General features: G+C 35.3%; 19 protein-coding genes and 1 tRNA gene. 12 read left to right on the plus strand and 8 right to left on the minus strand.

The features are described from left to right. The first annotated feature begins 59 nt into the window (after nt 1–59). The 7 genes from gcvP to P5P89_RS06245 all read left to right on the plus strand — a co-directional run bounded on the left by gcvP (nt 60) and on the right by P5P89_RS06245 (nt 9,026). Nucleotides 60–2,909 carry an aminomethyl-transferring glycine dehydrogenase gene (gene gcvP / locus P5P89_RS06215; protein ID WP_278011177.1) on the plus strand — a complete coding sequence of 950 codons (2,850 nt, stop codon included), beginning with the start codon at nt 60–62 and terminating at the stop codon, nt 2,907–2,909. 363 nt (nt 2,910–3,272) lie between these two features. Continuing rightward, nucleotides 3,273–4,520 carry a glycoside hydrolase gene (locus P5P89_RS06220; RefSeq protein ID WP_278011178.1) on the plus strand — a complete coding sequence of 416 codons (1,248 nt, stop codon included), beginning with the start codon at nt 3,273–3,275 and terminating at the stop codon, nt 4,518–4,520. Nucleotides 4,521–4,740: 220 nt separating this feature from the next. Further along, a complete protein-coding gene (locus tag P5P89_RS06225) occupies nt 4,741–5,799 on the plus strand; it encodes a 3-oxoacyl-ACP synthase III family protein (protein ID WP_278011179.1) in 1,059 nt (352 codons plus the stop codon). A 238-nt stretch (nt 5,800–6,037) separates the two neighbouring features. Continuing rightward, complete coding sequence (locus P5P89_RS06230) at nt 6,038–6,565, plus strand: methyltransferase domain-containing protein (protein ID WP_278011180.1); 528 nt, start codon at nt 6,038–6,040, stop codon at nt 6,563–6,565. A 24-nt stretch (nt 6,566–6,589) separates the two neighbouring features. Further along, nucleotides 6,590–7,438 (plus strand): glycosyltransferase family 2 protein, encoded by an 849-nt coding sequence (locus P5P89_RS06235; RefSeq protein WP_278011181.1) that lies wholly within the window; start codon nt 6,590–6,592, stop codon nt 7,436–7,438. An 80-nt stretch (nt 7,439–7,518) separates the two neighbouring features. Continuing rightward, complete coding sequence (locus P5P89_RS06240) at nt 7,519–8,265, plus strand: MlaE family ABC transporter permease (protein ID WP_278011182.1); 747 nt, start codon at nt 7,519–7,521, stop codon at nt 8,263–8,265. After that, complete coding sequence (locus P5P89_RS06245; protein ID WP_278011183.1) at nt 8,265–9,026, plus strand: ABC transporter ATP-binding protein; 762 nt, start codon at nt 8,265–8,267, stop codon at nt 9,024–9,026. Before P5P89_RS06240 ends, P5P89_RS06245 begins: the two co-directional genes overlap by 1 nt. 89 nt (nt 9,027–9,115) lie before the next feature. Here the strand turns inward: P5P89_RS06245 and P5P89_RS06250 are convergent, their stop codons facing one another. The 4 genes from P5P89_RS06250 to P5P89_RS06265 all read right to left on the minus strand — a co-directional run bounded on the left by P5P89_RS06250 (nt 9,116) and on the right by P5P89_RS06265 (nt 12,735). Then, complete coding sequence (locus tag P5P89_RS06250; protein WP_278011184.1) at nt 9,116–9,718, minus strand: SprT-like domain-containing protein; 603 nt, start codon at nt 9,716–9,718, stop codon at nt 9,116–9,118. Between the two features lie 70 nt (nt 9,719–9,788). Further along, nucleotides 9,789–10,466 carry an SDR family NAD(P)-dependent oxidoreductase gene (locus tag P5P89_RS06255; RefSeq protein WP_278011185.1) on the minus strand — a complete coding sequence of 226 codons (678 nt, stop codon included), beginning with the start codon at nt 10,464–10,466 and terminating at the stop codon, nt 9,789–9,791. 35 nt (nt 10,467–10,501) lie between these two features. After that, the gene (locus P5P89_RS06260; protein WP_278011186.1) at nt 10,502–11,473 is read right to left on the minus strand and encodes a M20/M25/M40 family metallo-hydrolase; all 972 of its coding nucleotides are present in this window, start codon (nt 11,471–11,473) and stop codon (nt 10,502–10,504) included. 119 nt (nt 11,474–11,592) lie between these two features. Then, nucleotides 11,593–12,735 (minus strand): acyl-CoA dehydrogenase, encoded by a 1,143-nt coding sequence (locus P5P89_RS06265; protein WP_278011187.1) that lies wholly within the window; start codon nt 12,733–12,735, stop codon nt 11,593–11,595. Between the two features lie 439 nt (nt 12,736–13,174). Between P5P89_RS06265 and P5P89_RS06270 the strand changes: the two genes are divergently transcribed. Further along, the gene (locus P5P89_RS06270) at nt 13,175–13,747 is read left to right on the plus strand and encodes a chalcone isomerase family protein (protein WP_278011188.1); all 573 of its coding nucleotides are present in this window, start codon (nt 13,175–13,177) and stop codon (nt 13,745–13,747) included. Nucleotides 13,748–13,893: 146 nt separating this feature from the next. On the opposite strand, the gene P5P89_RS06275 is transcribed toward P5P89_RS06270, so the two are convergent. Beyond that, nucleotides 13,894–15,042, minus strand: coding sequence for an endo-1,4-beta-xylanase (locus P5P89_RS06275; protein WP_278011189.1), 1,149 nt, complete (start codon nt 15,040–15,042; stop codon nt 13,894–13,896). A 185-nt stretch (nt 15,043–15,227) separates the two neighbouring features. Between P5P89_RS06275 and P5P89_RS06280 the strand changes: the two genes are divergently transcribed. Together P5P89_RS06280 and P5P89_RS06285 are read left to right on the plus strand one after the other, a co-directional pair. After that, nucleotides 15,228–16,454 carry a Glu/Leu/Phe/Val dehydrogenase dimerization domain-containing protein gene (locus P5P89_RS06280; protein ID WP_278011190.1) on the plus strand — a complete coding sequence of 409 codons (1,227 nt, stop codon included), beginning with the start codon at nt 15,228–15,230 and terminating at the stop codon, nt 16,452–16,454. A gap of 217 nt (nt 16,455–16,671) precedes the next feature. Then, entirely contained in the window at nt 16,672–17,574 is a 903-nt protein-coding gene (locus P5P89_RS06285) for an energy transducer TonB (protein ID WP_278011191.1), read from the plus strand. Nucleotides 17,575–17,985: 411 nt separating this feature from the next. On the opposite strand, the gene P5P89_RS06290 is transcribed toward P5P89_RS06285, so the two are convergent. Both P5P89_RS06290 and P5P89_RS06295 read right to left on the minus strand, forming a co-directional pair. Beyond that, complete coding sequence (locus tag P5P89_RS06290) at nt 17,986–18,381, minus strand: ExbD/TolR family protein (RefSeq protein ID WP_110305515.1); 396 nt, start codon at nt 18,379–18,381, stop codon at nt 17,986–17,988. 3 nt (nt 18,382–18,384) lie between these two features. Next, nucleotides 18,385–19,080, minus strand: a complete 696-nt coding sequence (locus P5P89_RS06295) for a MotA/TolQ/ExbB proton channel family protein (protein ID WP_278011192.1) — start codon at nt 19,078–19,080, stop codon at nt 18,385–18,387. 128 nt (nt 19,081–19,208) lie between these two features. Here P5P89_RS06295 and P5P89_RS06300 point away from each other — a divergent pair, with 128 nt between their 5' ends. Both P5P89_RS06300 and P5P89_RS06305 read left to right on the plus strand, forming a co-directional pair. Then, nucleotides 19,209–20,435 carry a bifunctional folylpolyglutamate synthase/dihydrofolate synthase gene (locus P5P89_RS06300; protein WP_278011193.1) on the plus strand — a complete coding sequence of 409 codons (1,227 nt, stop codon included), beginning with the start codon at nt 19,209–19,211 and terminating at the stop codon, nt 20,433–20,435. A 179-nt stretch (nt 20,436–20,614) separates the two neighbouring features. Beyond that, a tRNA-Val gene (locus P5P89_RS06305) sits at nt 20,615–20,692 on the plus strand. Nucleotides 20,693–20,784: 92 nt separating this feature from the next. On the opposite strand, the gene P5P89_RS06310 is transcribed toward P5P89_RS06305, so the two are convergent. Beyond that, nucleotides 20,785–21,699, minus strand: coding sequence for a hypothetical protein (locus tag P5P89_RS06310; RefSeq protein WP_278011194.1), 915 nt, complete (start codon nt 21,697–21,699; stop codon nt 20,785–20,787). Nucleotides 21,700–21,989 lie beyond the last annotated feature (290 nt).

The following is a 21,989-nucleotide window of genomic DNA, read 5'->3' on the forward strand; positions in this document are numbered from 1 at the left end:
GAACAAATTAAAGAATACAAACATAAAATTACATTCTTTTAAAAATTAGATAGCTACAAATGAGAACAGATGCTTTTGCTTTAAGACACATTGGACCAAGAGAAACCGATCTTCCGTACATGTTGAAGACCATTGGAGTTGACTCGATTGAACAACTGGTTTATGAAACACTTCCGGATGACATTCGTCTAAAAGCACCTTTGAATTTAGATCCTGCAATGACAGAATTCGAATATGCCAATCATATTCGTGACTTAGGGAAGAAAAACAGAACATTTAAATCTTACATTGGTTTAGGTTATCACCCGACTATCGTCCCGGCTCCAATTCAGAGAAATATTTTTGAAAACCCAGGATGGTATACAGCTTATACACCTTATCAGGCAGAAATTGCTCAGGGACGTTTGGAAGCTATTTTGAATTTCCAGACTACTGTTATCGAATTAACCGGAATGGAAATCGCAAACGCTTCTTTACTTGATGAAGGAACGGCTGCTGCAGAAGCTATGGCGTTATTATTTGACGTTCGTACTCGTGACCAAAAGAAAAACAATACACACAAATTCTTCGTTTCTGAAGAAATTTTACCTCAAACTTTATCTGTACTTCAAACACGTTCAACTCCAATCGGAATTGAATTAGTTATTGGAAACCACGAAACTTTTGATTTCTCAAATGAGTTTTTTGGAGCGATTTTACAATATCCGGGAAAATACGGTCAGGTAAACGATTACAGAGCTTTTGTTGCTAAAGCAAAAGAAAACGAAATAAAAGTGGCTTTTGCTGCTGATATTTTATCATTAGCAACTTTAACTTCTCCGGGAGAAATGGGAGCGGCTGTTGTTGTAGGAACTACTCAGCGTTTTGGTGTTCCAATGGGTTACGGTGGTCCTCACGCTGCATTTTTTGCAACTAAAGATGAATACAAAAGATCTATGCCAGGTCGTATTATCGGAGTTTCTATTGATGTAAATGGAAACCGAGCTTTACGTATGGCCTTGGGAACTCGTGAACAGCATATTAAACGTGAAAAAGCGACTTCAAACATTTGTACGGCTCAGGTTTTATTAGCCGTTATGGCTGGAATGTACGCGGTTTACCACGGACCAAAAGGCTTGAAATATATTGCAAACAAAGTTCATGCATCTGCAGTTACTGTTGCTGAAGCTTTAAATAAATTAGGAGTTTCCCAAACTAACACAGCTTTCTTTGATACTATTTTAGTAAAAGCTGACGCTCAAAAAGTAAAAACTGTTGCAGAGAAAAACAAAGTAAACTTCTTCTATCCTGATGCTGATAGTATTTCGATTTCATTCAACGAAACGACTTCTGTTGCAGACATCAACGAAATTATTGCAATTTTTGCCGAAGCTTTAGGAAAAGAAACTTTCACAGTTTCTGAATTATCAGAAGCAAGTCAATTACCGGCTTCATTAGAAAGAACATCTTCTTTCTTAACGCATGATGTTTTCAACAATCATCATTCGGAAAGTCAGTTAATGCGTTACATCAAAAAATTAGAGCGTAAAGATTTATCATTGAATCACTCAATGATTTCATTAGGTTCTTGTACAATGAAATTAAACGCAGCTTCAGAAATGTTGCCTTTATCAATGCCAAACTGGAACAGCATTCACCCATTTGCACCAGTTGACCAAGTAGAAGGTTACATCACAATGCTTAAAAGATTAGAACAGCAATTGAATGTAATTACTGGTTTTGCCGGAACAACTTTACAGCCAAACTCTGGAGCTCAGGGAGAATATGCTGGTTTAATGGCAATTCGTGCTTACCACATGTCAAGAAACGAAGGGCATCGTAATGTATGTTTGATTCCTTCATCGGCTCACGGAACAAACCCTGCTTCTGCAGCGATGGCTGGAATGAAAATCATAGTTACTAAAACGACTCCAGAAGGCAATATTGATGTAGAAGATTTAAGAGAAAAAGCGATTGAACATAAAGATGATTTATCTTGTTTGATGGTAACGTATCCTTCTACTCACGGCGTTTTTGAATCTTCAATTATTGAAATCACAAAATTAATCCACGATAACGGCGGATTAGTATATATGGACGGTGCCAACATGAACGCACAAGTTGGATTAACAAATCCTGCTACAATTGGTGCTGACGTTTGTCACTTAAACTTACACAAAACTTTCGCTATTCCTCACGGAGGCGGTGGACCTGGAGTTGGACCAATCTGTGTGAACGAAAAATTAGTTCCTTTCTTACCAACAAATCCAATTTTAAATGTTGGCGGTGAGCAGGCAATTACAGCTATTTCTTCTGCACCTTACGGATCTGCTTTAGTTTGTTTAATCTCTTACGGTTATATCACAATGATGGGTGCTGAAGGATTAAAAAGTGCTACAGAACACGCAATCTTGAATGCTAACTATATGAAAGCACGTTTCGAAGGACACTATCCAATTCTTTATACAGGAGAATGCGGAAGAGCAGCGCACGAAATGATTTTAGACTGCCGTTCATTTAAAGAAAACGGAATCGAAGTTGGTGATATCGCAAAACGTTTAATGGATTACGGTTTCCACGCTCCAACGGTTTCTTTCCCGGTTGCAGGAACTTTAATGATCGAGCCTACAGAATCTGAAGATTTAGCAGAATTAGATCGTTTCTGTGATGCGCTTATCTCAATCAGAAAAGAGATTGAAGAAGCAAAAGCGGATGATAAAAACAACGTATTGAAAAATGCACCGCACACATTAGCCATGTTAACTACTGACAACTGGGATTTCCCTTATACAAGAGAAAAAGCAGCTTATCCATTAGATTACATTGCCGAAAATAAATTCTGGCCATCAGTTCGTCGTGTAGACGATGCTTACGGAGACAGAAACTTAGTTTGCAGCTGTGCTCCTATTGAAGCTTATATGGAAAATTAAAAAATAACTCCATTTTAAACAATAAAAATTTAAAAATCCCTTATTAAAGAGCTACTAATCGGTAGCTCTTTTTTGTTAGTGTAATTACTAAGTATCCTCTCTGATAAAATTGACTTTTACTTAAAACACTCATTTTATAGTTATTTCAGCACTAATTACCAATTAATCCTTTTTTCCTATTTGTATTACAATCGGTTGTTGAATTTTTAGTATTTTAATAACACCTAATAGGTTTATGTAGCAAATAAAATAGCTAAAATATTAATAATTAAAAATTTACGATTAAAAAATTTAATATTTTTCTCACAATCGGTTGTTTTTATTATTATATTAGCTAAATATTTAACCTCAAAAACCATTATTATGAAAAAAAGAATCGCATCTTTATTATTAATTAGTGTTTTAACATTTACGAGCTGTTCAAAAGATGAAGAGTCAGCAGTAATTGAAAACACAACTACAGAAAAGGATACAAAACCTACCAATCTTACCGGTAAAGTAAGTTCTAATGCTACTATTGAGCCCGCTAGTGTCCAGCAATACATTAGAGGATTTGGCGGAGCCAACATCAGGGGCTGGGTAGCTGATTTGACTGCAAGTCAAAAAGTTAAAGCTTTCTCAACCACTGAAGGTTTAGGGCTAAGCGTCCTTAGAGTCAGAATTTCTCCTAACAGCTCTGACTGGACAGCAGAAAAAGCAACAATTGATGCGGCTAAATCCTACGGAGCAACCATCATAGCGTCTTCATGGACTGCACCGGCTTCAATGAAAGACAATAACAATCTTGTGGCAGGAAAACTAAAAACGAGTTCTTATGCTGCTTACGCACAACACCTTAAAAATTTCAATACAACTGTAGGAGGAGTTGCAGCAATTAGCCCAATAAATGAACCAAACATTAATGTAAGTTATGAATCAATGGAGTTGACAGCTTCAGAAGTTGCAAATTTTGTTGCTGCCCAGGGAGATAACTGTGGTACTAAAATAATGGCCCCAGAACCTTTTAACATGAATACAACTTATATTAATACTTACCTGAGCAACACAACAGCCAAAAACAAAACCAGTTATATTGCTGGTCACATATACGGCGCAAATCCGACATATGTAAATTTTGGAAAAGAAGTATGGATGACAGAGCATATTACAGACACAAACGATGCTAATATTTGGACAGGTGCTATGAACACTGCTAAAGAAATACACAAGTGTATGGTTGCAGGTTACAGTATGTATACGTGGTGGTATATAAGAAGAAGCTATGGTCTGCTTGATGAAAACGGCAACATTACAAAACGCGGTTACGCAATGGCACATTTCTCCAGATGGATTCGTCCTGGATTTAATAAAGTTAACTGTACAGCAAACCCTTCATCTGGTGTTTATATTACGGCATACAAAAAAGACAATAAATTAGTTATTGTAGCTATAAATGACAATTCCGAAATAACGTATCAGCCTTTTAGTTACAGCAATATATCAATAACAGGGTTTAATCGCTACAAAACAACCAGTTCATCTAATTTAGCAGCTGATAATATTGCTGTTTCCGGCGGTAACTTTGGAATCAATTTGCCTGCATCAAGTATTACAACCTTGATTTCTTACTAATTTTTTCAAATTTACCTAATACATTAAAATGCTTCGATTTGTCGGAGCATTTTTTTATTATAAAGGTTCAAAATTCGTCAAAACTCTTATTTCATTGAAAAATAGACAGTATATTACTAAAAAAATTACTATTCCATAATTATATGCATGCATAATAGTTTTTATAGTTGTAATAATATATTTATTTATAAATTAGCTAAAATTTTGGAAAAAAGAAGTAATGAAAATAAAGATAATAGGTATAGGAAGCTATATTCCGCAAAAAGAAGTTAAGAATACCGATTTTGACAAACATGTTTTTTTAAATGAAGATGGAACTCCTTTTGGATATCCAAACGAAACTGTAATAAGAAAATTCAAAGGCATCACCGGAATAGAAAATCGTCGTTATGCCGAAGATCAGCATATAACTTCTGATTTAGCTTTTTTTGCAGCCGAAAAAGCCATTGCAAATGCTAATATCGACAAAGAGACTTTAGACTATATCATTTTTGCACACAATTTTGGTGATGTCAAATCCGGAACTGTTCAGTCAGATATGATTCCGAGTTTAGCAACCCGTGTGAAACATAAACTGGATATCAAAAACCCAAAATGTGTGGCTTATGATATACTTTTTGGCTGTCCGGGATGGATTGAAGGCGTATTGCAAGCGAATGCTTTCATCAAATCCGGAATGGCAAAAAGAGTTTTGGTTATTGGCGCAGAAACCCTTTCAAGAGTTGTTGACGATCATGACCGTGATTCGATGATTTATTCAGACGGTGCCGGAGCTTCAATTTTAGAAGCCTCAAATGACGAAGCAGGATTATTATCTTACGAAAGTGCCACTTTTGCAAATGATGAAGCCAACTTTCTTTTCTTCGGTAAATCATACAATCCTGATCTGGATCCGGATATAAAATACATCAAAATGTATGGGCGTAAAATTTACGAATTTGCATTAAGCAATGTTCCGTGCGCCATGAAAGACTGTCTGGATAAAAGCGGAATTGCTATCGATGAGGTTAAAAAAATCCTTATCCATCAGGCAAACGAAAAAATGGACGAAGCCATCATTGCACGCTTTTATAAACTATATGACAAAACACCTCCAAAAGACATCATGCCTATGAGTATCCATGATTTAGGAAACAGCAGTGTTGCCACCGTACCAACTTTATACGACCTGTTAATTCAGGGCAAAATCGAAAATCACGAAATTAACAAAGGAGATGTTGTGATTTTTGCTTCGGTTGGAGCAGGAATGAATGTCAATGCATTTGTGTACAGATATTAAATTATAAATAGCTCTTCCGGCTATCCATTACAAGTCCACACTTAAAAAATGTGTTTTTTTTTGCCTTAAAAAAGCTTCTTCCAGTCGCTTCTTTAAACCTGTAAAAACTACACTTTTTAAGTCGTGGGCTTTTCATTTCTATCCGGGCTAAAAAACACCAAAACTAGAAGATATCTTTGTATATTTGCCACCTAATCATAAAATCAAGAACTGGCCCTGCCTGGTTCACATCTATATTATGTACGAAAAAACGTTTCCAAATAAAAGATTCAAACTTACCCTGGAGTTTTTACAAAAACACATCAAAACATCTGAAACAATCCTTGATTTAGGGGTTGAAAATCCGTTTTCAAAAATCATGAAAGAAGCCGGTTTTTCAGTAAAAAATACGACTGGAGAAGATTTAGACCTGAATCAGGAAAGTCTCAAAAATAACAAGACAGACGTGGTAACGGCTTTCGAAATTTTCGAACATTTATTGAATCCGTTTACGATCCTGAAAGAAATCCAATCGGATAAACTTTTGATTTCGATTCCGATGCGCTTATGGTTTTCTCCGGCTTATCGATCTAAAACAGATATGTGGGACAGACATTACCACGAATTTGAAGACTGGCAGCTGGACTGGCTTCTGGAAAAAACCGGCTGGAAAATCATCGACAGACAAAAATGGACCAATCCGGTTAAAAAATTCGGTTTAAGACCATTTTTACGCAGTTTTACAAACAGATATTATATTGTGTACGCAGAAAAAATTCATAATTAATAATTTACAATTGATAATTATTTTATGAAATATTACATCGTCATACCCGCACACAACGAACAGGATTTAATTGGTCTGACTTTACAATCTCTGGTTTCACAAACAGTTTTGCCATCAAAAGTGGTTGTCGTAAATGACAATTCAACAGATAAAACAGAAGAAGTAGTTTTGAGTTTTGCAAAAGAAAATCCGTTTATTTCTGTTGTCAACAAAAGTTCAGATGCGATTCACATGCCGGGGAGTAAAGTCATTCAGGCTTTTCAAAAAGGTTTTGAAACTTTAGATTCACAATATGATATCATTGTAAAAATAGACGGTGATTTAATTTTTCCTCCAAACTATTTCGAAACCATTATTAAACATTTCGAATCCGATTCAAAAGTTGGAATGGCTGGAGGATTTTGTTATATTGAAAAAAACGGTGACTGGGTTTTAGAAAATTTAACTGACAAAGATCATATTCGCGGCGCTTTAAAAGCATACCGTAAAGAAACCTTCAATCAGATTGGAGGATTACGTCCTGCAATGGGCTGGGACACGGTAGATGAATTATTGTGTAAATATTACGGCTGGAAAATTGTAACAGACGAATCGTTACACGTAAAACACTTAAAACCAACCGGTGCCAATTACAACAAAACAGCCCGCTATAAACAAGGCGAAGCTTTTTATACTATAGGTTATGGCTTTTGGATTACAGCTATTGCTTCTGCAAAACTGGCCATGATGAAGAAAAAACCATTTCTTTTTTTAGATTATATCAGAGGTTTCTGGAAGGCAAAAAATGCAAAAACCCCGTTATTGGTTACCCCTGAGCAGGCTAAATTTATAAAAAAGTATCGTTTTCAAAAAATGAAACAAAAGTTAATTTGATTGCGAAAGCAACCGAAAAAGGGAAAGTCATAACCCAAAACTCATAACTTCTTTTTACCTTAGCCAATATTTGTAAAACTATGATGTTAGTTCGTTATTTATCCCAGGTAGGGAAATATTTTTTAATGCTGAAAGAAATTTTCAACAAACAGACTAAATGGTCTGTAATGAAAAAATTAATTTTCAAAGAAATCGACGATTTAATAATTGACTCCCTCGGAATTGTTTGTTTTATCTCTTTCTTCATTGGCGGGGTTGTAGCTATTCAGACTGCTTTAAACTTAACTAATCCGTTAATTCCAAAATATTTAATTGGTTTTGCGACACGTCAGTCTGTAATCCTGGAATTTGCACCTACTTTTATTTCGGTAATTATGGCCGGAAAAATGGGTTCTTATATCACTTCAAGTATTGGAACTATGCGTGTTACCGAACAAATTGATGCTCTTGAAGTTATGGGTGTTAATTCCTTAAACTATCTGGTTTTCCCAAAAATAATAGCTTTATTAATGTATCCGTTTGTTATTGGAATCAGTATGTTTCTGGGAATTTTTGGAGGATGGCTTGCCTGTGCTTATGGAGGATTTTCTACAAGTCAGGATTTTATCCAGGGAGCTCAAATGGAATTTATCCCTTTCCACATTACATATGCTTTTATTAAGACTTTGATTTTTGCGATGTTGTTGGCTACAATTCCATCTTTTCACGGGTATTATATGAAAGGCGGTGCATTAGAAGTTGGTAAGGCAAGTACAGTATCCTTTGTATGGACATCAGTTTGTATCATTCTTCTAAATTATATATTAACTCAATTATTATTAGGATAATGATAGAAGTAAAAAACATAGAAAAATCATTTGGTGAAAGCAAAGTTTTAAAAGGCGTTTCGACAGTTTTTGAAACCGGAAAAACCAACTTAATAATTGGCCAGAGTGGATCCGGAAAAACAGTTTTATTGAAAACCTTATTAGGAATTCACACGCCCGACTCAGGAACAATAGAGTTTGACGGACGTGTGTATTCTGATTTAGATCCGGATGAAAAAAGAGAATTAAGAACCGAAATCGGAATGGTTTTTCAGGGAAGCGCATTATTCGATTCGATGACCGTTGCTGAAAATGTGGCTTTCCCGTTAAGAATGTTCACTAATAATAATAAAGCCCTAATCAAAGAACGTGTTGATTTTGTTTTAGAAAGGGTAAATTTAGTTGATGCACATCAAAAGCTCCCTTCTGAAATTTCAGGGGGTATGCAAAAACGTGTGGCTATTGCGCGTGCCATTGTAAACAATCCCAAATATTTGTTTTGTGATGAGCCAAACTCTGGTCTTGATCCAAATACTTCAACTCTAATTGATAATTTGATTCAGGAAATTACAAAAGAATACAATATTACAACGGTAATCAACACTCACGATATGAACTCTGTAATGGAGATTGGTGAGAATATTGTTTTCTTAAAGAAAGGCCTTAAAGCTTGGCAGGGAACTAAAGAAGAAATCTTTACAACCGAAAATGAGGCAGTTGTTAAATTTGTTTATTCTTCGAATTTATTTAAAAAGGTAAGAGAAGCTTATTTGAAAGGATAAAATCTTTAAAATTCAATCTTTAAAATTCCAAATTCCAATCTTAGTGTAATTGGAATTTGGAATTTCTATATTTGGAATTTAATTTCTCTTTATTGAATATTTATCAGCTCTACTTCAGCATTTGGATTAAAAAGATACAATTTGCCGGTACTAATTTCGAGACATTCAAAACGTTTTGTTCTGACAGCTATTTTCTTGAATATTTTTCCATTTTTAATTCTGAAAACACTGCCATACGGAATTTCAAAAACATAATTTTTATCATTTTCTTTATCATATTGCTTCAAAGCCAATGATAAAGTGGTATCGGTATCACTGCTTGCCGAAGGATTTTTAAAATGTCTCGACAATAAGGGAAGAATCTGATTTGGAAAAATCTCCGGACGAATAAAGGGTATCATTAATCGCTGAAAGGTCAATTTCCATTCATTCCCATGGGGCTTAATATTCCGTCCAAACTTTTCAAAAGCTACTAAATGAGAAATTTCATGGATAAGCGTAATCAAAAAACGATATTTATTTAAACTCGCATTGACTGTTATTTCATGTTTGCCACTTGGTCCTCTCCTGTAATCACCATGGCGTGTCTGACGCTCGTTAACGATTTTAAGATGAACCTGATTGGCAACTATCAAATCGAAAACAGGCTTTACGGCATGTTCGGGGATATATTTGGCTAATGTTTCGCTCAATCTTAGTAAAATGTTTTCTGTTAAAAGTTAGATGTATTTGGAATTTAGGTTTTAAAAATTGGAATTTAATCTACGGATTTGTCGAAGAAACCTCCAGCACCTTTCCATTAAAATATTTATTCCCATTAAGCGTAAAATCATAAATATAAGTTGCCATTCCTTCTGCAGAAATGGGTGCCTGATAACCAGGAAAAGCTTCGTTTAACATTTCAGTCTGAACGGAACCCAATGCGAGAACATTGAATGAAACGCCTTTTTCTTTGTATTCTTCAGCTAATAATTCTGTTAAGGTACCAACAGCCCCTTTGCTTGAACTATAAGCTGCAAGACCTGCAAATTTTAGACTGCCTCTCACTCCGCCAATCGAACTAATGGTTACTACATGACTGCCTTTTTCAAGATATGGCAAACAAATCCGGGTCAGATTAGCTACAGCAAAAACATTCACTTTGTAAATACTTTCAAAATCAGCCTGAGTGGTTTCTTCAAAAGGTTTCAAAAGCAAAGCACCTGCGTTATGCACCACAGCATCTATTTTTTTCCATGTCGAAGAAAGAAAATCGCTTACAATATCGAGTTGTGATTCATCTGCGAGATCAACCGAAAGGCAGGTTACATTTTGGTTTTCTAAAAGAGCCTGTGGAATTTTTCTGGAAATCGCTAAAACATTATGTCCTGCATTGGCAAACTGTAAAGCCAGTTCATAACCAATTCCTCTACTCGTTCCAGTAATAATAATATTTTTCATGCCACAAAAATAATCAAATCTTCTAAAAAGAATCTTTATTTAGTCATTGTAATTTCTTGCGTTGGAGTTGTTGTTATTTGTGTAACCGCCGGCAAAAATTCCTGTATAAATTTAGTGATATGCGGAATATTCATCACCTGAAATTCATCTGACGGATGATGATAAAATTCGAAATTCTCAAAATCAAAAGTACTTATGGACTGACACGGTTTTTTGAATGCTTCATAAAAAGAATAATTATCAGAACGGTAAAAAAGCTCATATTCGGCTTCTTTTGGAAGAAAGCCAATTGTATTCTTTCCGGTGTACTGATTAATGCTTTCGGCCATATTTGATTTATCAAAACCTGTGATATAAGCCAGATAATCGCGTTTCATTGGCACGCCAACCATTTCAATATTGAGCTGGGCGTATAAATTAAAATCTTTCTTTTTAAGCTTTTGCACTAAACTTTTAGATCCTAATAATCCTTTTTCTTCTCCTGAAAAAAACACAAAAAGGATACTTCTTTTATTTAATTTTGTCTTAGCGAAATATTTAGCCATTTCTGCAACTACGGTTACTCCGGAAGCATCATCGTTTGCACCGTTATTGATCACATCATCCTGCTTGTTTTTCAGTAAACCAATATGATCATAATGTGCACTTAAAATCACAAACTCTTTTTTGAGTTCAGGATCGCTTCCTTCTAAATATCCCACAATATTATATGCCGGCGACTTAAAATTCGTAAGCGTATCACGATACGTACTGAAATAAGGCTTTACATTATTCTTTTTAAAAAAATCCTCTAAAAAAACAGCTGCTTTTTCAATCCCCCTCGTTCCTGTCTCTCTTCCTTCGAGTTCATCAGAAGAAAGATATTTTAAAAAATCTGAGACTTCATTCTGTTCAACCAAATAATTGCTTTCAACAGCGGTTTCCTTTGAAGTTTTTTCTCCGACTGATGAAATAGTAGATTTACAGCCTAATAAAATTAAGAAAAGAAGAAAGTATATATTTTTCATAAAAGAAATTTAGATTAGTGTTCTTAAGGCAAAACTTCTGAAAAGTAAAAAAAATAATCGTAAAAAAAACCCTTTCAAAGTTAAAAAAGCCGAAAGGGTTATAATTAAAAAAGAATCCGCTATTCTGAAATAACTGATCTTGAAATCACAATTTTCTGAATCTCTGAAGTTCCTTCGTAAATCTGAGTGATTTTCGCATCACGCATCATACGCTCTACATGATATTCTTTTACATAACCATTTCCACCGTGAATCTGGACTGCTTCTACTGCTGTATCCATTGCCACCTGTGAAGCAAATAATTTAGCCATAGCGCCGCTTACATCGTAATTTTTGTGCTGGTCTTTATCCCATGCTGCTTTCATACATAAATGACGTGCAGCTTCAATATTAACTGCCATATCGGCCAGTTTAAAAGCAATTGCCTGATGATTGCAGATTTCTGTTCCGAAAGCTTTACGCTCTTTGGAATATTTTAAAGCCAGCTCATAAGCCCCTGAAGCGATTCCCAAAGCCTGAGAAGCGATTCCGATACGGCCTCCGGCAAGCGTTTTCATGGCAAATTTAAATCCGAATCCGTCTTCACCGATTCTGTTTTCTTTCGGAACTTTCACATCACTAAACATTAATGAATGTGTATCAGAACCGCGAATCCCCATTTTTTGCTCTTTTGGCCCAACCGAAAACCCCGGCATATCTTTAGTCATAATCAGCACATTTATTCCTTTATGTTTTAATTCAGGATGCGTTTGTGCAATAACTAAATAAACAGAAGCCGTATTCCCGTTTGTAATCCAGTTTTTTGTACCATTTACGAGATAGTGATCGCCCATATCAATAGCGGTTGTTTTTTGCGAAGTGGCGTCACTACCTGCTTCAGGCTCGCTTAAGCAAAATGCCCCATGAATTTCACCCGAAGCCAGACGAGGCAGGTATTTTTGTTTTTGTTCTTCAGTTCCAAATTCCTGCAGTCCCCAGCATACTAAAGAATTATTTACAGACATCACTACTGAAGCAGATGCATCAACTTTAGAAATTTCTTCCATCGCAATTACATATGAAATTGTATCCAGCCCACTTCCTCCGTATTTTGGATCAACCATCATGCCCATGAACCCTAACTCACCCATCTTTTTTACCTGTTCGGTCGGAAAAATTTGCTTTTCGTCTCTTTCAATTACACCCGGCAACAGTTCATTTTGAGCAAAATCTCTTGCAGCCTGCTGTATCATTAAATGCTCTTCTGTTAGATTAAAATCCATAATAGTGGTTCTTTAGTTGTTAAATTGCTTTCATGTGCTCCGTGAAAGAAGCTTTTCAAAGATAAATTTTAAATACCAAATAACAATGCATGCATAGTATTTTAAGTTTTAATCAAAAAATACTATAACGTTTTCGTTTCAACTCTAAACTAAAATTAATAAAACCTAAATATTACAATATATTATTCAAAATTTAAGGGTAAAATTATAGATAGTAAAAATTACAAACTGACCATTTATGGATTTCGCACATGAACAGCTTCTGCACTGCAAATCGACGATAAAAATACTCTTACTAATTTGATTTTTAATTCAATATATTTTTCAAACCAATTGCAATATCATAAAAAACTTGCCGTTTAAAAGACTAATTTTTGCAGATTAACAGTACTTTTGCAAAAAACAAAAACACTAAAAAAAACAATTATTAAGAAAGACTATGAAAAAGATTTTACTATTACTCACGCTTTTTTTAAGCATACAATTTACATTAACTGCGCAAACACACATCGATGTAAACGGCGTTACTGTTCCAAGAAAAATTGAGGTTTTGAACAAAACTTTGCAACTTAACGGAGCTGGCGGAAGATCAAAAATGTGGATGGAAGTATATGTTCAGGCTTTGTACCTATCACAATTAACACAGGATGCCCAATTTATTATGGACAGCGATACCGAAATGGCTATCCGGATTGAAATTACTTCGTCTATGGTTTCTGCCAACAAATTGGGCAAAGCAATGGATACAGGATTTGAAAAATCTGCTGCAGATAAGCTTGAGACATTACGACCAAGAATTGAGCAGCTGAAAACACTTTTAAGTGACAAAATCACAGAAAAAGATGTTTTTATATTAGCTTATAGCCCTTTGGATCAAACAATAAATGTTTTCAAAAACGAATCATTAAAAGGAAAAATTCCCGGGTTTGATTTCAAAAAAGCATTGTTCGGAATATGGCTATCTGACAAACCTGTTGACGAAACGTTAAAGAAAAACTTATTGGGACAGTAAACGTCCTTAGTTTCATAAATAATAAGCCGAAAACAAAAACTGTTTTCGGCTTTTTTTATAATTGATTCAAATACATTTAATAGTATTATTTTTCACATCAAACTAACTTAACAAAATGCAAAATCAGTTCTAAAGCAATATTTTTTTTAATCCCTTTTTATATTTAAAATTGCTTTTAAAGCAGGTTTTGGTTTTTTATTACGATCGTATAGTAATGGATAATTCGTCCTGTTTGCAATAGGGTAATCATTTTTCCAGGACATTCCGTCATGCAGACCCCAGAAAGTAACACGATCAATTTTGTCGCGTTTTCTGTAAAATATTTCAAATAACTCCGCATATCTATTTGTCAATTGCTTCTGGATATCCTCTGGCAAACCTTTTCGGTAGGGATCTAAAAATGTTTTAAATTCTTCTAATTCATATTGAGGATGTAACAATCCGGTTCCAATAATTTGTCCTTCTTTTGTTAATGGCAAAACGTCAATATCTAATTCTGTAATCATTACTTTCACCCCTAATGAAGCAAATGAATCTATTGCCGCTTCTATATATTCTTTTTTAGGATAATTAAGTCCCCAATGACCCTGAATACCAATCCCATCAATTCTCACACCTTCTTTTTTCAGCATTCTCACCATACGCATAATACCATCTCTTTTTGTCGGCCTCCAAACATTAAAATCGTTGTAATATAATTCTGTGTCTGGCGCATATTTACTTGTAAATTTAAACGCATTCTTTACTAAAGTATCACCATTACCAATACTATTAACCCAGTTCGTTTTACGGTAAGAGCCATTTTCGTCCATCACTTCATTTACAACATCCCAGGCTTGTACTTTTCCTGCATATCTGCCAGCAATAGTCTGAATATGGGTTCTCATTCTTTCCATTTGCGCTTCTTTCGTATTTGGATTTCCATTTTTATCCTGAAAAAACCATTCAGGGGTCTGGTTGTGCCATATTAAGGTATGCCCCACTATAAACATTTTATTTTTTTGTCCAAATGCTACGAAGTCATCTGCAGGTTTAAAATTATACACTCCCGGTTCCGGATTTATTCTTTCTGCTTTCATGACATTTTCTGGAGTAATAGAATTGAATTGCTTTAAAATAATATTTTGAGACACTAAATCCTTTCCAGATGATATCTCTTCATTTACAGCCATTCCTATTCTAAAATCATTTTTGAATGATTCTTTTAAAGTTAAATCTGAATGGTTATCATTTTCCGGATCCTGTTTTTTACAACTAATCAAAACAGCAAATATGGCTAAGATAATTACTTTCAATTTCATGTTTTTTAAGATTAAAGTTTCTGAAAAGATAGTAAAATTATTTTCTTAAATGCAACAAAGCCAAACAATAGCAATTGGATGTTTTAAGACTTGCACTTGTAAATTAAAAAAGAAATCAAAGTGCATATTTCTCATAAAACCTTTCATATATTTGCTCAAAATAAATATATCGCAACAATATGAAAGATTTATTGCAACAATTCGAAAATAAAGAACCTGAAATTGTTTTCAACTGGAAAGATTCCGAAACGGAAGCCGAAGGCTGGACTGTCATTAATTCACTTCGCGGTGGAGCTGCCGGAGGCGGAACCAGAATGAGAAAAGGCCTTGACATGAACGAGGTTTTATCATTGGCAAAAACAATGGAAGTAAAATTCTCCGTCTCAGGTCCTGCAATTGGAGGCGCTAAATCCGGAATTAATTTTGATCCGAACGATCCGCGTAAAAAAGGCGTATTACAACGTTGGTACAAAGCCGTTTCGCCTTTATTAAAAAGCTATTACGGAACCGGAGGCGATTTGAATGTTGATGAAATACATGAAGTAATACCGATGACCGAAGAATGTGGCGTGTGGCATCCGCAGGAAGGCGTTTTTAACGGACATTTTAAACCAACAGAAGCTGACAAAATCAACCGCATTGGTCAATTGCGTCAGGGCGTTATAAAAGTAATTGAAAATCCTAAGTTCTCTCCTGATGTAACCAGAAAATATACTGTCGCTGATATGATTACCGGCTTTGGTGTTGCTGAGGCTGTTCGCCATTTTTATGCAACTTACGGCGGCGATATCAAAGGTAAAAAAGCAATTGTACAGGGATTTGGGAATGTAGGTTCGGCTGCTGCTTTTTATCTGGCAGAAATGGGCGCGAAAGTTATTGGCATTATTGACCGCGATGGAGGCTTAATCAAAGAAGAGGGTTTTACTTTTGAAGAAATAAGAACTTTGTTTTTAAATAAGGACGGAAACAAATTAGTAGCCGATAATATGATTCCGTTTGATGAAATCAACTCAAAAATCTGGACGATTGGCGCAGAAATCTTTACCCCTTGTGCAGCTTCAAGATTGGTTACTCAGGCTCAAATTGACAGTTTAATTGTAAACGGTTTAGAAGTAATTTCGTGCGGAGCTAATGTTCCTTTTGCGGATAAAGAAATTTTCTTCGGATCGATCATGGAAGAAGTGGATCATAAAGTAAGTCTAATTCCAGATTTTATTTCGAATTGCGGAATGGCGAGGGTTTTTGCTTATTTTATGGAGAAAAAAGTTCAGATGACAGATGAGGCTATTTTTAACGACACATCGGAAATTATAAAAAATGCGATTGTAAAAGCGCATGCTTTGAATCCGTCAAAAACCAATATAAGTGCAACTGCCTTTGAAATTGCATTGAAACAATTAGTGTAATTTTTTATACACTTATATTAAATAACGAGCTAAAACTTTAGCTCGTTATTTTTTAGATTTAACCGCAAAGCTCGCAAAGGGTTTACGCAAAGGGCGCAAAGTTCCTTGCATAAGACTCTTGCGAGCCTTGCGGTTAAATTCTCTCTTTGCTTCTAAACAATTTTTAGTACTTTTAGACGTTTTTACTAAAATATACATTACAAAATTCAGAATCAAAATGACTTCTACGGATTCTTCAGATAAAAAGAAATCACTATTAATCTCTACTGCAATTTATGGTTTGCTGTTATTGCTGTTGTTTTTTATACGTTTCTGGCCTCCTTATAATCCTGAAAATAATGCAGCACTAGCCGAAGGCGGTGGTGGCGGTGGTGTTACACTGAATTTTGGTGACAGTGATTTGGGTTCTGGTGCTAACTATAAAAGTGAAGTTCTGGATGTAAAAAACAATGTAAAACAAGCACCTGCAAAAGCCACTCCTGAAGAAGAAGCTATCATTACTCAGGAAAACACAACCGCAGATAACGATGTTGTTATTCCAACAAAAGAAAAGCCCAAAAAACCTGTTCCGGTAGAAAAACCGGTTACAAAACCTGTTCCTGAAAAACCTAAAGTTTCGAATTCTACCAATGATGCTCTATCCAGCATTTTAAAAGGTTCAAATAAAGGAGGGGACGGCGATGATAAAGTGGCAGGAAACAAAGGAAAAGCAAACGGCAGCCTAAGTTCTGGCGGATATTATGGCTCAGGAGGTTCCGGTGGAGGAACAGGCGGCGGTAATGGAACCGGAAACGGCATTGGTACAGGAAGCGGTTACGGTGCAGGAAGTGGTGGAGGTTCTGGCGGAGGATCGGGATATTCCTTAGGAAACCGAAAAGCATTATCAAAACCGGCACCAAAATACACCTGTGATGAAGCAGGAAAAGTAGTCGTTGAAGTTACAGTAGATCAAAGCGGAAGAACAATAAGCGCTACACCTGGAATAAAAGGAACAACCAACTTAGCTAGATGTTTATTAGATCAGGCAAAAATTGCTGCAATGAACACTAAATGGGATGCTGACAGCAATGCTCCTGCGAAACAAGTGGGTAAGATTATTTATAATTTTAGTTTGAATTAAAAACACGGATTTCACTGATTAGCACGAATAATTAATTACATAAAAAGGCTTTCTAATTATTTCAGAAGGCCTTTTTTTATTACAGGTTTTGTCATTTCGACCGAAGGGAGAAATCACACCAGAAACTCGACAAAGATTGGTGATTTACTTTGCGGAATCCCGCGTGTGATTCCTCCCTTCGGTCGAAATGACAGTACTTTGTAAAAATATAAACATTATTGTTCTTTAATACCTGTCATTCGCGTGAGGGATTACTTCACTTAATCTTTATTTTCATCGGAGTTCAGTGAACTTCGTTTGCAGCAAGCTACCGAAGTAGCGCGAATAGCCCGACCGGAATAAAAAAATGGGCATATCAACATCCTGCTGATTGGCCCATTTTTTTATTGTGGTCACGCCCAAATAATTTTCTTACTTCGGACTCGTCGCAATTACAAATTTCAGATTATTCTTTACTCCTATCTGCAGTACATCAACTAAATCCTGAACCTGAAGATTAAACGGAATACGAACCACGACGGTTTGCTCTTTATCGTCTCCAATTTTTGACATCAGGCTTGTTTCTAATTCTTCAAATTCGACTGGCTGTTTGTCGATGTAGAACTTTTTATCTTCGGTAACCGATAAACTGATTAATTGCTTATTCGTTTTTTCGTTTGATTTGGCTTTTGGCAATGTCATTTTGATAACATTCGGATTTGCAAGCGTTGATATAATCAGGAAAAACAACAGCAGGAAAAACATAATATCACTTAACGACGATGTCGCCACTTCAGCATGAAATCTTCTTTTTCTCTTGATTGACATGGCTTATGCTCTTTGAATTATATTGACAAATTCTAATATTTGTTTCTGGATTTTCAGGGCAAAATCGTCAATTTTACCATTCAGGATATGGTAACCACTATAGGCAATAATTCCCACAATCAGCCCTGCCCCACTACTGATCATTTTTTCGTATAATCCACCGGAAATGTTTCCGATACTAATATTCTCTGTTACTGAAATGCTGTAGAAAATCTTGATTACTCCGGAAATGGTTCCAACGAATCCAAGTGTTGGCGCGATACCAGCAATAAGACCAAGATGTCCTAAACGGCTTTCCATTTCACCAATTTCAATGTCAGCAGCACGGTCCATATTCGATTCGATTTCAGCAATTGGACGCCCGATAACCAAAACGCCTTCTTTTAAAATATTTCCGGAAGCCGTATTGCTTCTTTCTACAATAGATCGGGCCAGTTCAATATTTCCGGCATGCAGTTTATCTCCCACATCCTGCATTAGACGATTGTCTATTTTTGATGCTTTTGCAATATATAAATAACGTTCAATGATAACGTAAATGGTATAAAACAATAAAATTGCAATTGGGATAAGGAACACACCCCCTTTTAAAATAAATCCTAAAACTGAAATTTCGGTATTGGGTGCAACTTGTTCGATAACTACGTTAGATGCGGCGTTTGCAATAGTATCTGTCTGTAATTGAATGAAGCTAAACATATATTAATCCTGGTTTATAATAATTAATTCTAAAAAATATTTGAAATTTGCAATAAAGATAATTTTCACTCTATTATTAAACTAATAAAATCGAAAATTATTTCAATTAACCGCTATTTTATTCGAAAATGAACTATCAGGAAACTACGAATTGGATGTTTAATCAATTGCCCATGTATCAGCTTCAGGGTGCTTCAGCGTACAAAGAAGACTTAACCAACATCAGACTGCTGGCGGCACACTTGGGCAATCCGCAGAACAGGTTAAAATGCATTCATGTTGCAGGAACCAATGGTAAAGGCTCTACTTCGCACATGCTGTCTTCGGTTTTGCAGGAAGCAGGATACAAAGTTGGATTGTACACTTCGCCACATTTGAAAGATTTCAGGGAAAGGATTAAAATAAACGGCAAGGAAATCTCAGAAGATTTTGTTATTGAATTCATTGCTAAACATAAAGATTTCTTTGAAGCAAACGATATGAGTTTTTTCGAAATGACGGTTGGACTGGCTTTTGATTATTTCGATTCTGAAAAAGTTGACATTGCCATTATAGAAGTTGGTTTAGGCGGAAGACTGGATGCTACAAATATCATTAGGCCTCTGGTTTCGGTAATTACCAATATTGGTTTAGATCATACCCAGTTTTTAGGAAACACACTGGAGGCTATTGCTGGAGAAAAAGCCGGAATTATCAAACCTAATATTCCGGTCGTTATTGGCGAATATACAGATGAAACCAAGCCGGTGTTTGTGGCTAAAGCCGAAGAAAACAAGGCTCCTATTTCTTTTGCGTCTGATTTGATTGATCAGATTTATTTATCTGACTTAATTGGTGATTATCAGTTTCACAATAAAAAAACGGTCCAGCAGACGATTGCAATTTTAAATAACCAAACTGATTTTAAAATTTCAACTGGCCAATTAAAAGAAGGTTTATTGCATGTTGTAAAAAATACAGGTCTGCAGGGAAGATGGCAGCAACTGGGTGAAAATCCAAAAATCATCTGTGACACGGCGCATAACAAGCATGGCCTGACTGTTGTAATGAAGCAGCTTCAAAATGAAAAGTACGAGAAACTGCATATTGTTTTGGGTGTTGTGAATGATAAAGACTTGGATGCTATTCTGCCCTTATTCCCAAAGGAGGCAAAGTATTATTTCTGCAGCCCGAATTCGTCAAGAGGTTTACCTGCTGAAACCTTAAAAAATGCAGCTGAAAAATTTGGTTTAGAGGGCGAAAAATACGATTCGGTTGAGATCGCTTTCGCTGAAGCAAAGAAAAATGCTGCTGAAAATGATTTTATCTACGCTGGCGGAAGCACTTTTGTAGTGGCCGAACTGCCTTTGAGTTAAAAACTGTTCTTTTCTGTCTAATAAGTTCCAGAAAACACTTTTAATAACAAATTCATAAACAAGGAGATAAAATTTATTTTTAAAAAAGTTATATTTTTTACTTGATTTTGTTTGCAGAACTCAAAAAGTACCGTATATTTGCACTCGCAATCACGAAATGATAGCAACCTAGTAAAACAGGGCGATTAGCTCAGCTGGTTCAGAGCACCTCGTTTACACCGAGGGGGTCGGGGGTTCGAACCCCTCATCGCCCACCAAGAAACTCCTTAAGAAATTAAGGAGTTTTTTTATTTTCATCTGTTTCGATCAGTTTGATAATGGTCGAAATGCAGATATTTTGTTGGTAAACTTACTTAAACAAATCTACCAACTTGGCTAAATCCAAATTTAAACCTATATAAACCGAGTAAAAAGGCGTAAATCTGGGAAACATTCCTCTTATATCAGTTCCAAGAATAAGTTCTGAAGGTGTCGTTTGTGTAGTACCTGTTGCGGGAGCTGAATTTTGTACTAAAGTATATCGAAAATAACTTCTAACAAGGTAAAAGGAATTCCAATCTTTTATTTCACTGAGGTAGTAATTATTTGCATTGCCATTTGTGTTTACAGACGATGCTTGTGGAAAATTCGTAGTATAACCTACTGTCGGTTGAAAAAATAAGCGAGATTTATCGGTACATTTGAGATCGAAGGTCATACCTAAACCAAAATACCCGTTAATACTTTTGCTTTTTCTTTCAATATTGTCTCCTTGTGTAGACAATATTCTTTGAGGTATTGAATCTAATGATGTTATTGTCAAAGTATCTCTTTGTATTGTATTAATTGCAGTGCTGGCTTCTAAATTAGAAATTAGTAATTCGGCATGGGCATGGGCAAATATCTTGTTGCAATTTTTAGCTGGAGTTAGTGCATACATTGATTGTATATAAATACTATAGGATGATATTTTAGTTTTATTTTTATACTCGTTGTATTTAGATTCATATTTGCTTCCGATTTTAAGCGGATCAAGCGGTTTTAATTTTACGTAATCTTCTCTATAAAGCATTATGCTGTCAGATGTTGAATAGTTTATTTTCATAATTCCGGCATTATACCCCCAAGCTGAAGAGTCAATAGGAGGAGAATAAATATTAAAATGACCTGTATAACCTGTTTTATTTGTTGTAAAATCAAAATCGATGGCATTTAAATACATGAAATTTTGAGTGTAAACAGTCTGAAGAAATAGTAACGATGTAAATATTAAAAAATTTTTCATAATAATTGGATTAATTGGTTAAGGAATTAAAGGCAGGATTCAATTAGAAATAGTTATAAATAGATAGTAATTTTGGTATAAACAGTTGATTTAACAAGTTGTTTGTTGTGGGTGAATCGTTAGGTTTTGAAATTGATCTGGCTTTGCTACTATCTGTATTACATTGTTTTTTTTTATTTGAAGTCTTTATTTAGAATAAAAAATCAAATAATTTGCCGTTAAGATGTTTGTAAAACGTTGAGATTTGTTTGATTTAATTTTTCATTGAAAACCGTAATTACTGTCTCTTT

The sequence above is a fragment of the Flavobacterium gyeonganense genome (assembly GCF_029625295.1).
In the GTDB taxonomy this organism is placed as follows: domain Bacteria; phylum Bacteroidota; class Bacteroidia; order Flavobacteriales; family Flavobacteriaceae; genus Flavobacterium; species Flavobacterium gyeonganense.

What these genes read in the sequence shown, in the direction of transcription:
- gcvP (WP_278011177.1), top strand. Translation starts at nt 60, where the DNA reads ATGAGAACAGATGCTTTTGCTTTAAGACACATTGGACCAAGAGAAACC.
- P5P89_RS06220 (WP_278011178.1), top strand. Translation starts at nt 3,273, where the DNA reads ATGAAAAAAAGAATCGCATCTTTATTATTAATTAGTGTTTTAACATTT.
- P5P89_RS06225 (WP_278011179.1), top strand. Translation starts at nt 4,741, where the DNA reads ATGAAAATAAAGATAATAGGTATAGGAAGCTATATTCCGCAAAAAGAA.
- P5P89_RS06230 (WP_278011180.1), top strand. Translation starts at nt 6,038, where the DNA reads ATGTACGAAAAAACGTTTCCAAATAAAAGATTCAAACTTACCCTGGAG.
- P5P89_RS06235 (WP_278011181.1), top strand. Translation starts at nt 6,590, where the DNA reads ATGAAATATTACATCGTCATACCCGCACACAACGAACAGGATTTAATT.
- P5P89_RS06240 (WP_278011182.1), top strand. Translation starts at nt 7,519, where the DNA reads ATGATGTTAGTTCGTTATTTATCCCAGGTAGGGAAATATTTTTTAATG.
- P5P89_RS06245 (WP_278011183.1), top strand. Translation starts at nt 8,265, where the DNA reads ATGATAGAAGTAAAAAACATAGAAAAATCATTTGGTGAAAGCAAAGTT.
- P5P89_RS06255 (WP_278011185.1), bottom strand. Translation starts at nt 10,466, where the DNA reads ATGAAAAATATTATTATTACTGGAACGAGTAGAGGAATTGGTTATGAA.
- P5P89_RS06260 (WP_278011186.1), bottom strand. Translation starts at nt 11,473, where the DNA reads ATGAAAAATATATACTTTCTTCTTTTCTTAATTTTATTAGGCTGTAAA.
- P5P89_RS06265 (WP_278011187.1), bottom strand. Translation starts at nt 12,735, where the DNA reads ATGGATTTTAATCTAACAGAAGAGCATTTAATGATACAGCAGGCTGCA.
- P5P89_RS06270 (WP_278011188.1), top strand. Translation starts at nt 13,175, where the DNA reads ATGAAAAAGATTTTACTATTACTCACGCTTTTTTTAAGCATACAATTT.
- P5P89_RS06280 (WP_278011190.1), top strand. Translation starts at nt 15,228, where the DNA reads ATGAAAGATTTATTGCAACAATTCGAAAATAAAGAACCTGAAATTGTT.
- P5P89_RS06285 (WP_278011191.1), top strand. Translation starts at nt 16,672, where the DNA reads ATGACTTCTACGGATTCTTCAGATAAAAAGAAATCACTATTAATCTCT.
- P5P89_RS06290 (WP_110305515.1), bottom strand. Translation starts at nt 18,381, where the DNA reads ATGTCAATCAAGAGAAAAAGAAGATTTCATGCTGAAGTGGCGACATCG.
- P5P89_RS06295 (WP_278011192.1), bottom strand. Translation starts at nt 19,080, where the DNA reads ATGTTTAGCTTCATTCAATTACAGACAGATACTATTGCAAACGCCGCA.
- P5P89_RS06300 (WP_278011193.1), top strand. Translation starts at nt 19,209, where the DNA reads ATGAACTATCAGGAAACTACGAATTGGATGTTTAATCAATTGCCCATG.
- P5P89_RS06310 (WP_278011194.1), bottom strand. Translation starts at nt 21,699, where the DNA reads ATGAAAAATTTTTTAATATTTACATCGTTACTATTTCTTCAGACTGTT.